The organism is Kitasatospora sp. NPDC051853, assembly GCF_044452665.1.
GTDB lineage: Bacteria > Actinomycetota > Actinomycetes > Streptomycetales > Streptomycetaceae > Kitasatospora.
The window spans coordinates 614840-628447 of the sequence record NZ_JBITBY010000003.1; the positions used below are offsets into that span (position 1 = coordinate 614840).

Below are 13608 nucleotides of genomic sequence, written 5' to 3' on the forward strand. Positions count from 1 at the left end.
CCCCGGGGATCACCCGGCCAGGTGGGCGGCGAGGCGGTCGAGGGAGGAGTTGAGGCCGGCTTCGGCCTGCGGGCCGAGGTACTGCGGGGGGACGTCGGTCTGGTGCAGCCGGACGGCGGTGCGGCCGTCGCCGAGGTCGGTCAGGTGGATCGTGCTGAGCATCGTGGTGCCCCGGACCCGGAAGGCCAGCAGCTCGGGCTCGGTCACGGTCTCGAAGACGGCGTCGAGCGGGAAGCTCCGGTCCGTCCCGTCGACCACCATGGTGGACTCGAAGCGCCCGCCCGCGAACGGCTCGATGGTGACGCTCTCCAACGGGACGTGGGTGCCCTCCGGACCCCAGAAGTCCACGAAGCGCTCCGGGGTGACGTAGGCGTGGAACACGTCCGCGCGGTCGGCCCGGAAGACGCGGTCGATGGTGAGCTCGCCGAGGTCGGTCATGTCGTACTCCCTGGTCGGTGGAGGCTCCTTCCGAGCCTCTCGCAGGGGTGGACCGCCGGCCCCGGCCGGACTCATCGGTCCCCGGGAGGAAACTTTCCGCCGCGACGTGTGCCGACGTGTGACGGGCGGTCAGCCGTCGAGGCGCGGCGGGAGGCCGAAGAGCGGGAAGAGCGGGTCGGTGTCCAGGAAGTTGTGGAGCCCGGTGATCCGCCCGTCCCGGACGTCCAGGACCTGGAGCGCCCACGGGACGAAGCCGCCGTCCGGGTCGGGGCGGTACTGGGCGAAGGCCGGGGCGCCGTTGGCCGAGACCGGGAGCAGGCGGGAGCCGCGGCAGCCGCTGCCCGGGCCGTGCAGCCAGAGCAGGTACTGGTCCAGGCCCCGGAGCCACATCTCGAAGGGTGGCATGGAGAGCACGACGTCCTCGGCCAGCAGCGCGGCCAGCCGGTCCAGGTCGAAGCTCTCGAAGGCGGAGACGAACTTCGCCAGCAGCGCGGCCTGGTCGGCGTCGAGCGGCCTGGCCGGCTCGGCGTCGGCGCCCGGCTGCGCCGCCAGGGCCGAACGGGCGCGCTGCATCGCGCTGTTGACCGAGGCCACGGTGGTCTCCAGCAGCTCCGCCACCTCGGCCGCCGACCAGCCCGCCACCTCGCGCAGGATCAGCACCGCGCGCTGACGCGGCGCCAGCCGCTGGAGCGCCGCGACGAAGGCCAGCCGGACCGACTCGCGCTGCGCGGCCAGCTCGGCCGGGTCCCCGGCCAGCACCCAGGCGTCCGGCACCGGGCCGATCCAGGTGACCTCGGGCAGCTGGGTCCCGTACGCCTCGGAGACCGGCACCGGGCTGGTCAGGTCCATCGGCCGGGCCCGGCCCTGACGGCCCTTCAGGGCGTCCAGGCAGACGTTGGTGGCGATCCGGTACAGCCAGGAGCGCAGCGCGGAGCGGCCCTCGAAGCCCCGGTGGCCGCGCCAGGCGCGGATCATCGTCTCCTGCACGGCGTCCTCGGCCTCGAAGGCCGACCCCAGCATCCGGTAGCAGTAGCCCGTGAGCTCCCGCCGGTACTGCTCCAGCTCCTGCTCGACCTCCGCCGTGACCGCCACCGTGCCGCCCCCTGCCGCCTCTTCGCCGTTGCCCGGCCGCGGCCCGGTGCGGAGCCAAGGTCCGTGCGGTGCGGCGGGCCTGACGCTACCTCAGCCCGCCGACGCCCTGGTGTCGGGCCTGACGGGCTGCTACCCTCCCCGGCTGTTGATCATGAACGCGATCGTCCGTACGGGGGAGACCATGACCGAGTCCCAGCTCAGACCGTCCGCCGAAGCCGTCGGGGCCCTTCCGGCGCCGCCCGAGCGGGGCGGTGCCGCAAGCGTGCTCTGGCAGTGGGGCCCGTTCGTCCTGTTCGGCGTGGTGCTGCCGCTGATCACCTACAACCAGCTGGTCGACCACGGCGTCGGCACCGCTGCGGCGCTGCTGCTCTCGGCGCTCTGGCCGGCCGCCGAGACGGTCGGCATGCTGCTGGTCCGGCGCCACGTGGACGAGATGGGCGTCCTCTCGCTCACCCTGCTCGCCCTCACCCTGCTCAGCTCGCTGGCGTTCAACAGCCCCCGGATGATCCTGGTCAAGGACTCGGCCCTGACCGGCCTGTTCGGCCTGGTGATGTTCGCCAGCCTGCTGGCGCCCCGGCCGCTCTGCTTCTACCTGGGCCGCAAGTTCGCCACCGACGGCTCCCCGGGGGCGGTCGCGTGGTGGAACGGGCTCTGGAAGTTCGCCGGCTTCCGCCGCACCCAGAAGATCATCACCACCGTCTGGGGCACCGCCTTCACCGTCGAGGCCGTCCTGCGGATCGCCCTCGCCTACCTGCTGCCCACCTCGGTGATGGTCACCCTGAACACCGTCCTGCCGATGGTGGTGCTGGCGGCGCTGATCACCTGGACCATCCGCTACGGGCGCCGCGCGGGCGAGCGCGGCCGGGCGGCGGCGTCGGCCGCTTCGACGGCCTGATCATCCGCCCAGGGAACGCGCCCGTCCGGCCAGGCCGTCCGCACCGCAGCGGACGGCCAGCGCCAGACCCTCCGTCAGCCGGCGCCGCGCCGCGCCCGGGTGCCCGGCCCCGGTGAGCGCCTCGCCGAGATCGACCAGGGCGAGGGCGTGCTCGTAGCGGGCGGGTGAGCTTTCCAACCGCCGGACCGCCTCCTCCAGCAGGGGCAGCGCGCGCGGCCCGCCGTGCACCGGGGCGGCGAGCCGCAGCGCGCTGCCGACGGCCGAGTCGGGGCCGAACTCCTCGGCCCGGCGCACCGACTCCTCCGCCAGCTCCCGGGCCCGGGCCGGGTCCCCGGGCAGCAGGGCGAGGGCCAGGTGGCCGGTCCAGGGCGCCCAGACCGGGTTGCGCCAGCCGCGCGCGTCCAGCGCGGTCCCGGCCCGGGCCAGCGCCTCGGCCGCTCCGGCGGTGTCGCCCCGGGCGAGCAGCAGCCGTCCGTACAGGGTCGGGGCGTCCGGCAGCACCATCACGGCCGGGTACGGCGGCTCGAAGGCGTGGCGCCGTGCGAGCTCCACGGCCTCCTCCGGCCGGCCCCGGGCGAGCAGCGTGTCGGCCAGCACCCCGACCGCGAACCACTGCAGCGGGGTGCCCGGGGCGATCCGCCCGGCGATCCGCAGCGAGCGCCGCAGCAGTTCCTCCGCCTCGGCCAGCTCGCCGCAGCGGAAGCGGTGCAGGCCGGTCAGGAAGAGCGCGAACCCCAGGTGCCCGCCGCTCCACCCGGCCACCTGATAGGCCGTCACCGCCTCCTCGAACAGCGCCCGCGCCCGGTCCGCCCGGTCCGCGTAGAGGCAGGCGATGCCGAGGACGCCCGGCAGTTCGAAGCCCCAGGTGGTGTTGGTCCAGCCGAGCTCCGCCGGGAGCCGGCCGTCCTCCAGCACCCAGTCGGCCAGCGCCATCGCCTCCTTGGCGTCCCCGCCCCGGAGCGTCAGCTCCCAGCAGCGCAGCACCGACACGACGGTGGCCGGGCCGCCGCCCGGGGGAAGGCCCCGGCCGTACCGCTCCAGCCGCCGGAAGCGCTCCGGGCCGTCCGGCGCCTCGGCCCGGAAGGCCGCGAACATGAAGTGCGCCACCTCCAGCCGCTCGCGCCCCGGCCCCGGCGCGGTCCGGGCCGCCTCCTCGGCGCAGACCGCGGCGGCCTCGCGCAGCCGGTTGCCGTGGGCCAGTGCCTGGGCCAGCCGGAAGGTCGCGTCCACCCGCGCCCCGGGGAGCAGCCCGGGCTCCTCCTCCAGGGCCAGGCGCAGCTGGTTCACGGTGGTGAAGGGGTCGGTCAGCAGGGCCGAGCAGCCGAGCTCGTACAGCACCGCGGCCCGCTCCTCCGGCTCCGGCGGTTCGCTCAACGCCCGGCGCAGGCACCGCTGGGCGGCCTCGGGGGCGCCGGTGGCGAGGTGCTCGGCCGCGGCCCGCCGGAGCCTGCGCACCGTCCCGGCGTCGCCGTCCGGCTGGGTCTCCAGCAGGTGCCGGGAGGCGGCCGTCAGACCGAGGCCGGCGTTCTCGATCTCGGTGGCGGCGACGCCGTGCAGGGCGGTGCGGACGGCGGGCGGCATCGACTGGTGGACCGAGGTGGCGATCAGCGGATGGACGAACTCCAGCCGGCCGTCGGCGGTGCCGGTCAGCACGCGGTGCCGGCGCAGCTCCCGCAGCGACTCGGCGGCGGCCTCCGGCCCCTGGGCGGCGATGGCCGCGGTGAGCTCCGGGCGGATGTCGGTGCCGAGCAGCGAGGCCGCCCAGGCGTAGCGCAGGATGCTCGGCCCCAGCCTGCCGAGCCAGTGGGCCGGCGTCAGGCCGAGGGCCGAGGCGGCGAGTTCGCGGAGCTGGTCCGCGTTGACCTCGACCGGGTCCAGCCGCTGGTCGCACACCTCGCGCAGCAGCGCCCCGGTCGCGAACGGGCTGCCGCCGGTGACCGCCCAGACCTGGCGGCAGAACGCCTCCTCGGCCGTGTCCCCGAGCGAGGCGCGGACCAGCCCGGCCACCGACTCCGGCCGCAGCGGCCGCAGGACGTGCGCCCGGTCGGCCCGCGTCCGCAGGCCCCGCAGCAGCTCCGGGCTCCAGCCGGGCAGTTCGTCGAACTCCTCGCGGCAGGCCGCCACCAGCAGCACCGGGAGCTCCCCGGCCCGCTCGGCGGCGGCGGCCAGCCAGCCGAGCGACTCCGGGTCGGCCCAGTGCAGGTCGTCGACCACCACGACCAGCGGCTCCAGCAGCCGGGCCAGCCGCACCAGTACGAAGTCCAGCCCGTCCCTGACCCCCTGCGGGTCGAGCTCCCTGGCCGGCGGGACCAGCCCGACCACCGGTCCGACGATGTCGTGCCAGGGCCCGGTGACCTGGCGCTGCCCCTCCTCGCCCAGCCCGGCCAGCACCGGCTGCAGCAACTGCCGCACCACGTGAAAGGGTTCGTGGCGGCGCTGCTCGCCGCCCCGGGCGAGCAGCACGGTGCAGCCCGCCCGCTTCGCCAGCCGCCGCACCTCGGCGAGCAGGGCCGTCTTCCCCAGCCCGGCCGCCCCGACGTACAGCAGCAGTCCGCCGGTCCCGTCCTCCCCGTCGGCCGGCCCGGCCAGCGCCCGGACCGCCTCCGCGGCCGCCCCGCTCTCCGCCTCGCGTTCGTACAGCGCGGCCCGCTCCCGCTCCGCCCCCACCCCGTGTCCCCCCTCGACTCTCCGTGCACCCCCTGGCCGAGGCTAGCGGCGCCACCGCGGCGGTGTGGCGGACTTGACCGACGTCGGCCGTTCGGGGCCCGACGGCGCGGGCGCGGTGCGCGGTGCGGCCCCCGCCGGGCGAGGATGGTCGCCGTGGACGGAGACGGCGAGCGGTGGCGGCTGCTGGAGCACTTCCCGGTGGAGCGGGTGACGGCCGAGGCCGCCGCCGCCCTGGTGCGGGAGGCACCGGGCTACGCGGGGCGTAACGAGGAGAGCCTCGGCCGGGAGCTGCTGGCCGTCCTTGGGCCGGCCCTGGCCTCGCTCCGCACGGGTGAGCAGCCGACCGCCCAGGACGTGCGGCGCTGCGAGGAGTTCGGCGCGCTGCGGGCCGAGCAGGGCATCGGCCTGGAGCCCTTCCTGGAGGCCTTCCGGCTGACGGCCCGTCGGGCCTTCGACGCGCTGTACGAGATCCTCCGCGGTCACGCCGACCCCGCGCTGGCCCTGGAGCTGGCGGGCGACTTCTGGGCCCGCTGCGACCTGGTCTCGCTGGCCGTGGTGCGCGGCCACCGCAGCCACGAGGCCGAGCGGGTCCGCGCCGACCAGGAGCAACGGACCCTGCTGCTGCGGCAGTTGCTGCTCGGCGAGCTGTCGCCGGACTGGCTGCCGACCGCCGCCGGCGTGCTCGGCCTCTCGCCGCGCGCGGAGTACCGGGTCTGCTACGCCGGGCCGGAGGCCGACGGGGACGTCCGGGCCGTCGAGCGGGCGCTGCGCGACCACCTGGTGGCGCACCTGGCCGAGCCGGGCGCCCAGCGGGTGGTCGGCCTGACCGCGGCCCGTCCGCGCGGGACGGTCACGGTGCCGGCCGGCCTCGGCCCGGCCCGTCCGCTGGCGAGGCTGCACGAATCGCTGGTCGAGGCCCGCCGGGCGAGTGAACTGGCCCTCGCGTTCGGCCTGCGCCGTCTGGTCTCCGCCGGTGAACTCCCGCTGCACGGCGCGGTCCTGGCCCAGCCCGAGGTCGGCGAGCAGCTGGCCGGGCGTTGCTTCGGCCACCTGGAGGGCGAGCGCCGTGCCACCCTCGCGGCCACCCTGGACGCCTACCTCGGGGCGGACGGCAACGCCGAGGCGGCGGCGGCCGCGCTCTTCGTGCACCCCAACACCCTGCGCTACCGCCTGCGCGGCTTCACCGCTGCGACCGGCCTGGACCCGGCGCGCACGGAGGACGCGCTGACGGTCTGGTGGGCGCTGCGGCACCGGGAGGCGACGGGGCGCGGCAGGGCCGGGGGGACTGTGGCCGCCGACAAGCGCTGAGGGCTCCTACCTCCGGGCCAGGGCGTGGAACGGCCGTTCCGCAGGGCTCGGCGAGGGGGCCTTTGTCGCAGCCGACAGTTTTCGGCGGCGCACTGCTGTCCCCCGCTCCATCGGTTCCGGGCCGCCGCGCTGGCACGGTGGGAAGTGCCCGGACGGCCGAGCCCCCGCAGGACCGTCCGGGCCTCCACGGAGGCCGGTGAGGATGCCCGGCCCCTCCGGCACCGCCCCTCCGGGCAGGTGCGTCTTGCGTCGACGGCGGGGTGAACGGAGTCCACGGCGATGAACCGCCACCTCGCACGGCTCGAACGGCACGGCACGGGCCGGGCCCGCAGGCCCTGGCTGATCACCACGTCCGCGGTCCTGCTCGGCCTGCTCGCGGTGCTGTTCACCGTCCTGATGACGGTGCCGGTGCCCAGTACGGTGACCGCACTGGCCACCCTCGGCCTCGACGGAGCCCAGCTGCTCACGCTGGTGGCCCTGCTGGCGGCCGTCGTGCTGGCCGTCCTGGCCCGGCGCCGCCGGGCGGGGGCGGCCGGCTGGATCGCGTCCGCGAGTGCCGCGCTGATGCTGGTCATGACGGTCGTCCCGGCCGTGGCGCTGTCGCGGACCGCGGCCGCCGAAGGGGTCGGGACCTCCGTGGCCTCCTACCTCAGCCGCGGCCTCTCGTTCGGCAAGGACCGCCCGGCGGACGCCCGGACCCACACCTACGCGACCGTCGACGGCACCGAGCTGAAGCTCGACGCCCTGCCCGCCCGCCGCGGTTCCGGCACCCAGCAGGGCTCCGGCCCCCGCCCGGCGGTGGTCTACGTCCACGGCGGCGGCTGGAAGATCGGCGGCCGCGAGGACGGTTACCCGTGGGGCCGCTGGTTCACCGACCGGGGCTACGACGTCTTCACCATCGACTACCGGCTGCTCCCGCACGCCGACTGGCGCAGCGGCGTCGGCGACGTGAAGGCCGCCGTCGGCTGGGTGCGGGACAACGCGGGCACCCTCGGGGTCGACCCGGCCCGGATCAGCCTGTTCGGCGAATCGGCCGGCGGCCACCTCGCGCTGATGGCCGCGTACACCGAGGGCGACCCGGTGTTCCCGCCGACCGAGCCGCACCGGGACACCTCGGTCCGCACCGTCCTCAGCTTCTACGGCACCACCGACTTCGACGACGCGGTGGCCAACTCCACCGCGCCGGACCTGATCCGCCGGGCCACCCGCGAGTACGTCGGCGGGACGAAGGAGCAGCAGCCCGAGCGCTGGTACGCCTCCTCGCCGGTCCACCACGTCCGCCCCGGCCTGCCGCCCACGCTCAGCGTCCACGGCGAGGACGACCGGCTCATCCCGGTCTCCCAGTCGCGACTGCTCGGGCAGGCCCTGGCCGGCGCCGGAGTCGAGCACCGCACCGTCGAACTCCCTTGGTCCAGCCACCTGTTCGACCTGACCAGGGGTAACCTCGCCACCCAGATCTCCGCCGGGGTGATCGAGCAGTTCCAGCAGCAGTACGCCAACTGATCGTCCATCAGAGAGAGTCGAGAGAGATGACCGCGCGCTTCGGGGACTACCAGAACGAGATCTACTTCAACGGCCTGGGCGGTGTGCTGCCGACCATGCCGATGACCTTCGCGGAGCTGGAACGCCGTGCCCAGTCCGCCCTGCCGCCCTCGGTGCTCTCCTACGTGGCGGGCGGGGCCGGCGACGAGTCCACCCAGCGGGCGAACGTCGCGGCCTTCCAGCGCTGGGGCCTGATGCCCCGGATGATGGTCGGCGCGGTGGAGCGGGACCTCTCGGTGGAGCTGTTCGGGATGACGCTCCCCACCCCGCTCTTCCTGGCCCCGGTCGGGGTGATCGGCCTGTGCGCACAGGACGGCCACGGCGACCTGGCCACCGCCCGGGCGGCCGCCCGCACCGGCGTGCCGATGGTGGCCTCCACCCTGACGGTCGATCCGCTGGAGCAGGTGGGGGCCGAGTTCGGCGACACCCCCGGCTTCTTCCAGCTCTACACCCCCACCGACCGGGCCCTGGCGGAGAGCCTGGTGCACCGGGCCGAGGCGGCCGGTTACCGGGGCATCGTGGTCACCCTGGACACCTGGATCACCGGCTGGCGCCCGCGCGACCTCGCGGCCAGCAACTTCCCCCAGCTGCGCGGCCACGCCCTGGCCAACTACACCTCCGACCCGGTCTTCCGCGCCCGCCTGGCGAAGACCCCCGAGGAGGACCCGGGCGCCGCGGTCCTGGAGTGGGTCCACGTCTTCGGCAACCCGCTCACCTGGGCCGACCTCCCCTGGCTGCGCTCGCTCACCGACCTGCCGATCGTCCTCAAGGGCCTCCAGCACCCCGAGGACGTCCGCCGCGCCCGCGACGGCGGCGTGGACGGCATCTACTGCTCCAACCACGGCGGCCGCCAGGCCAACGGCGGCCTGCCCGCCCTGGACGCCCTGCCCGGCGTGGTCGAGGCCGCCGGCGGGCTCCCGGTCCTCTTCGACTCCGGCGTCCGCACCGGCGCCGACGTGATCAAGGCCCTGGCCCTGGGCGCCACCGCCGTCGGCATCGGCCGCCCCTACGCCTACGGCCTGGCCCTGGGCGGCACCGACGGCATCGTCCACGTCCTGCGGTCGCTGCTCGCCGAAGCCGACCTGATCATGGCCGTCGACGGCTACCCCACCCTGGCCGACCTGCGCACCGAGGGCGCCCTGCACCGGATCTGACCGACCGTCGGGGCCCGTACCGGCTCTCCGGTACAGGCCCCGACGTGCTGCCCCGCTCGTCCGAGGGCCTCAGCCCGGCGATCCCCGACGGTCGGCCCCGCTCACCCGAGCAGCCTCAGCCCAGCGATCCGGCGAACTCCACCAGCAGCTCGTTGACCGCCTCCGGCTCGTCCACGTGGGCCGGGTGCCCGGCCCCCGGGACCACGGCTGAGCGCGCGAGCGGGCTGAGCGCGGCGGTGGCGGCGGCGTGCCCGGAGGGCCAGAACTGGCTCTGCTCCCCGGCGACGATCAGCGCCGGGACGGTGATCCGGGCGACCACGTCCCGCCAGTCCTGGCAGGCGTGGTCGAACATCAGCGGGAAGGTGTCCGGGGTGATGTCCCGCTTCGCGCCCTTGCCGCCGGCCGCGCGGATCTTCGCGTCCAGCTCCTCCTCGCTCTGCCAGGCCCGGCCGTGGCCGGTGCCCAGGAGGTTCGAGGGGTCGAAGAAGAAGGTCCCGAGGTTCTCCAGGGTCAGCCCGTAGAAGCCGTTGCTCCAGCTCGGGTCGTTGATCATCTTCGGGCTCTGGTCGATCGTCACGATCCCGGACAGCAGGTCGCAGCCGAACAGGCTCGCGTACGCCCAGGCGTGGCTGGCCCCCATCGACTGACCGACCAGCAGCACCCCCTCCAGCCCCAGGTGCACCAGCAGCTCCCGCACGTCCTCGCCCCCGCGCGACATCCGCAGTCCGTACGGCGGCCGGTCCGAACTCCCGGCCCAGCGCCGGTCCAACGACACCACCCGGTACCCGGCCCCGCGCAGCGCCCCCCACTGCAGCGCCCAGTCGTCGGCCGGCTGCCCGTAGCCGGAGACCAGGACGACCGGGCGTCCCTCGCCCTCGTCGTAGTAGTGCAGCGAGACCTCGTCGTTGGTGGTGAATCGCGGCATGGGACGGCCTCCGGTTCGTGTGCGGTGAGCGCGAATCGAGTCTGGAACACGAACCGGGGGCCCGCCACGCGTCGCGTCCGGTGGCGGGACACCCGATCGGGCCCGCGGCCGGGGCCGTACGGCGTAGCCTTCGGGCATGGCAGAGAGCAAGGCCGTGCGGGCCGCGAAGCCGAGGAAGCCGGAGACGCACCTGGGGATGGTGCGGCGGGCACGGAGGATCAACCGGGCGTTGGCGGAGGTGTACCCGTACGCGCACCCGGAGCTGGACTTCGAGAACCCCTTCGAGCTGCTGGTGGCCACGGTGCTGTCGGCGCAGACGACGGACCTGCGGGTGAACCAGACGACCCCGGCGCTGTTCGCCAAGTACCCGACGCCGGAGGACATGGCGGCGGCGGTGCCGGAGGAGCTGGAGGAGATCATCCGGCCGACGGGCTTCTTCCGGTCCAAGGCCAAGTCGCTGATCGGGCTGTCGATCGCGCTCCGGGACGACTTCGGCGGTGAGGTGCCGGGCCGGCTGGCGGACCTGGTGACGCTGCCGGGCGTCGGCCGCAAGACCGCCAACGTGGTGCTGGGCAACGTCTTCGGTGTTCACAGTTCAGCACGACACATCTGCAACCGCGCAGGCCGCCCGGCCAGGGCCCGGCGCTGCATCCTCGGGGAGGCCCAGGGGGTTCGTACATCAGGTCGATAGACTCTCGCGAGTGAACGCTCCCGTACGAACCATCCCTGGCCGACGAGTCGAGGTCGACCCCGAGCTCATCGAGGCGATCAACCGGATCGCCGTGAGCTACGTCCGGCAGTCGTCGGCCAAGGCGGACAGTACGGAGGCTTCACCCGAGACCCAGCGGACGAAGAACGAGGAGGAGTCCCTGCGCTGGGGCACCTTCCGGCGCCACTACGAGGACATCGGCATCTCCGGCTGGGACGCCGACGCCGAGCGCGAGGGCTTCGAGGCGATGCTCGCCGACGCGCGGGCCGGCCTCTTCCAGGTCCTCATCGTGTACAATGTCAGCCGCTTCTCGCGGCGCGAGGTGGCCGACGCCATCCCGGTCGTCGCGGAGCTGCACCGCCTCGGGATCACCATCGTCAGCGTGATGGAGGGCGTCTTCGCGCCCAGGGACAGCATGGCGCTGATCTACCTGATCATGCGTCTCGACGCCTCCCACCAGGAGTCCGAGAACAAGAGCCAGGCCGTCCGGGACGTGAAGGCCGCCCAGCGTGATGCGGGGAGTTGGCTCGGCGGTGCCCCGCCGTACGGTCTTCGCGCCGAGAAGGAGATCCACGGCAAGCTCGCGATCTACCGGCTCTTCCACGAGGACGAGGAGACGGCGAACCTGCGCCAGATCTGGTCGACGATCAAGCTCCACAAGGACAAGCCGATCAAGCCCGGGAAGAAGCACCCCGGCTCCCTGTCAGGCATCTGCACCGACATGAACGAGAAGGGCATCCCGACGAGGGGGCAGCGCACGGGCAAGGAGCGGGCCGACTCGCAGTGGCACAGCCGGACCCTCAAGGGCATCCTCCTGAACCCCGCGATCGCGGGCATGAGCTACGAGACGCTCTACAAGGTCAAGGAGGACGGGACACTGACCAAGACGGTCGAGGGCTACCGGATCAACCGGGACGACGAAGGACGCCCGATCATGATCTGTGAGCCGATCATCCCGCCGGCCGAGTGGTACGAGCTGCAGGACTGGCTCGCAGGCCGAGGACGCGGGCAGGGACTCTCCCGCGGCACCTCCCTGCTAGCCAGCCTGAAGAACGAGGACAAGGAGCCGATCCTCACCTGCGAGTGCGGACGCCCCATGACCAGCCTGAACGCGGCAGCCACAGACCCGAAGGTCAAGCCGGTCTACCGCTGCACCCGGGCGCCGGGGGCGGCCACCGAGGATGAGCACCAGGGCGGCAACGCCATCATGATGCGGCACCTCGACGAGTTCGTGGCTCGGCGCATCTTCGCGCTGATCCTGGCGTCCGAGGACGACCCGGAGGTGCTTCCCGTGATCGCGGCTGCCACCAAAACCTTCGCGCGGTCGCAGGAGAGTCCGGAGGTCGCTGCCGAGCGCAACGCCCTGGTGGCGGAGCGGGCGGACGCCACGAGGGCACTGGTAGAGCTGTACGACGACCTCGACGCCAACGTCTACAGCGGCAGGATGGGCCGCGACCGGTTCCTCTCGAAGAAAGCCAAGGTCGAAGCCCGCATCGACGCGGCCGAGACCCGACTGGCAGGCCTGCGCGTACCGGAGGAGGTGGTCCTGCCGCTCTCCGAGTGGCTGTCTGCCGATCCGGAGGCCGACCCCGTGGGGGAGGGGTCGTGGTGGCAGGGCGCCGACCGCAACGCCCGCCGGAGCTTCGTCAGCCTCTTCGTCCGGAGCATCGTCGTCTCCAAGGCCGAGAGCCGCTGGGGGCACTCCCGCACAGCGGCGTACGACGTCGAGCCGCGCGTTGGCCTGGACTGGGTGCGGGTCACGGGCGACGGTGAGGACGACCACCTCGCCGGGCAGGAGTAGCCGCTGGTGAACGACAAGGAGGGCAGCCCCGTTCGGGGCTGCCCTCCTTGTCAGCCCCAAGGGCCGAGCACGGTGAGGACCGGTATTCGGTAGGCGAGACAGGACCCGCCACCGACAGGGACATCCACGCGCCGGATGGCCAGCTCACAGAGAGCTGCTCCCTCGATGGCCGCGAGCTTGGCCCGCACCCCGGGCAGGGACTCGGCGAACTTCCAGGAAGCGGACTGGAAACGGAACTGGCCGAGGGCTGGCGCCTGGGCCAGGCGGAACCTGACGGTCGCACTGGGGTGCGGGCCACGTCCCGCCTTGGCGAGCGCCTTACGCTCCGCCATCAGCGCCGGACAGCCGCAGAGCTCCCCGGAGACCGACGCCGGCGACAGATGCACGATGCCGTCGCAGTGGTGGGTGAGCCGGCCTTGGCCCCAGAGCCGCATGTCGGCGGTGACCGCGCTGTTGGCGGCGAGGACGATCCGCACCTCGGACGCGCGGGTCTGCACGTCTACCGCACCGATGGCGCCGGGCGCACTTGGCGCGGGGGCAGTGCCGAGCAGCTCGGCGACGCCGGACCCAACTGCGAGATGGGACGTCGCGATGCGCCACGTGGCCAGGGACTCGGGGCGGTTGTCGAGCCTGCGGCCCATGTAGAACTGCCCTGCGGCTGGTTCCACTTCGGTGCGCCGATCCGCTGCGCCTGGGCTCGGCGCAGACGTAGTGACGACGTGGGACTTCCGCGCGATGGCGGTGGTGGGCATGGGTCTCCCGCTGGGCAGTCGGCGCTCGGGCTGATTGGCAGGCAGCACGTGCGTCGTTGGTGAAGGAAGGGGTGGTGTTCGCTCCAGAACCGGAGCAGGGGTGGCGCGAGCAAGGCGTCAGCGCCGCGGAGCCGGGCCACGCGCCGGTGGCGTGGTGGGGCGGCGGAGGAAGCTGGGCCCGGAGCGGAGCAGGGTGGAGCTCGGCGCGTGCGGGCGGCAGCTGGGGAAGACCGTCAGATCGGTCTGTGAAGTTCGGCGATGGAAGCCGGGTCGGTGGGGCCGTGCTGTGGCCGAGATGGCTCGACAGTCACGCGGGGCAGGGCTG

10 protein-coding genes and 1 pseudogene are annotated in these 13608 nt (G+C 74.0%); 6 read left to right on the forward strand and 5 right to left on the reverse strand.

Annotated elements, in window-relative coordinates:
- Positions 1-9: 9 nt before the first annotated feature.
- Positions 10-438, reverse strand: a complete 429-nt coding sequence (locus tag ACIA8O_RS11870) for an SRPBCC domain-containing protein (protein WP_396293508.1) — start codon at positions 436-438, stop codon at positions 10-12.
- A 129-nt stretch (positions 439-567) separates the two neighbouring features.
- The gene (locus tag ACIA8O_RS11875) at positions 568-1530 is read right to left on the reverse strand and encodes a sigma-70 family RNA polymerase sigma factor (protein WP_396293509.1); all 963 of its coding nucleotides are present in this window, start codon (positions 1528-1530) and stop codon (positions 568-570) included.
- Between the two features lie 151 nt (positions 1531-1681).
- On the opposite strand from ACIA8O_RS11875, the gene ACIA8O_RS11880 reads away from it, so the two are divergent.
- On the forward strand, positions 1682-2425 hold the full coding sequence (locus ACIA8O_RS11880; protein WP_396293510.1) for a VC0807 family protein: 744 nt from the start codon (positions 1682-1684) through the stop codon (positions 2423-2425).
- Here the strand turns inward: ACIA8O_RS11880 and ACIA8O_RS11885 are convergent, their stop codons facing one another.
- Complete coding sequence (locus ACIA8O_RS11885) at positions 2426-5092, reverse strand: ATP-binding protein (protein WP_396293511.1); 2667 nt, start codon at positions 5090-5092, stop codon at positions 2426-2428.
- Between the two features lie 153 nt (positions 5093-5245).
- Here ACIA8O_RS11885 and ACIA8O_RS11890 point away from each other — a divergent pair, with 153 nt between their 5' ends.
- The 3 genes from ACIA8O_RS11890 (at position 5246) to ACIA8O_RS11900 (ending at position 9096) form a co-directional block, all read left to right on the forward strand.
- The gene (locus ACIA8O_RS11890) at positions 5246-6400 is read left to right on the forward strand and encodes a PucR family transcriptional regulator (RefSeq protein ID WP_396293512.1); all 1155 of its coding nucleotides are present in this window, start codon (positions 5246-5248) and stop codon (positions 6398-6400) included.
- A 279-nt stretch (positions 6401-6679) separates the two neighbouring features.
- Positions 6680-7903: an alpha/beta hydrolase fold domain-containing protein gene (locus tag ACIA8O_RS11895; protein ID WP_396293513.1), complete on the forward strand. Its 1224-nt coding sequence runs from the start codon at positions 6680-6682 to the stop codon at positions 7901-7903.
- A gap of 26 nt (positions 7904-7929) precedes the next feature.
- Positions 7930-9096, forward strand: a complete 1167-nt coding sequence (locus ACIA8O_RS11900; RefSeq protein ID WP_396293514.1) for an alpha-hydroxy-acid oxidizing protein — start codon at positions 7930-7932, stop codon at positions 9094-9096.
- A gap of 115 nt (positions 9097-9211) precedes the next feature.
- Here ACIA8O_RS11900 and ACIA8O_RS11905 read toward each other — a convergent pair whose 3' ends face one another.
- Positions 9212-10021: an alpha/beta fold hydrolase gene (locus ACIA8O_RS11905; protein ID WP_396293515.1), complete on the reverse strand. Its 810-nt coding sequence runs from the start codon at positions 10019-10021 to the stop codon at positions 9212-9214.
- Positions 10022-10157: 136 nt separating this feature from the next.
- Here ACIA8O_RS11905 and nth point away from each other — a divergent pair.
- Positions 10158-10610: pseudogene (gene nth / locus ACIA8O_RS11910) on the forward strand (endonuclease III domain-containing protein); the annotation flags it as partial.
- Between the two features lie 112 nt (positions 10611-10722).
- Positions 10723-12531 (forward strand): recombinase family protein, encoded by a 1809-nt coding sequence (locus tag ACIA8O_RS11915; protein ID WP_396293516.1) that lies wholly within the window; start codon positions 10723-10725, stop codon positions 12529-12531.
- Between the two features lie 50 nt (positions 12532-12581).
- Here ACIA8O_RS11915 and ACIA8O_RS11920 read toward each other — a convergent pair whose 3' ends face one another.
- Positions 12582-13283 carry a hypothetical protein gene (locus tag ACIA8O_RS11920; RefSeq protein ID WP_396293517.1) on the reverse strand — a complete coding sequence of 234 codons (702 nt, stop codon included), beginning with the start codon at positions 13281-13283 and terminating at the stop codon, positions 12582-12584.
- Between the last annotated feature and the right edge of the window lie 325 nt (positions 13284-13608).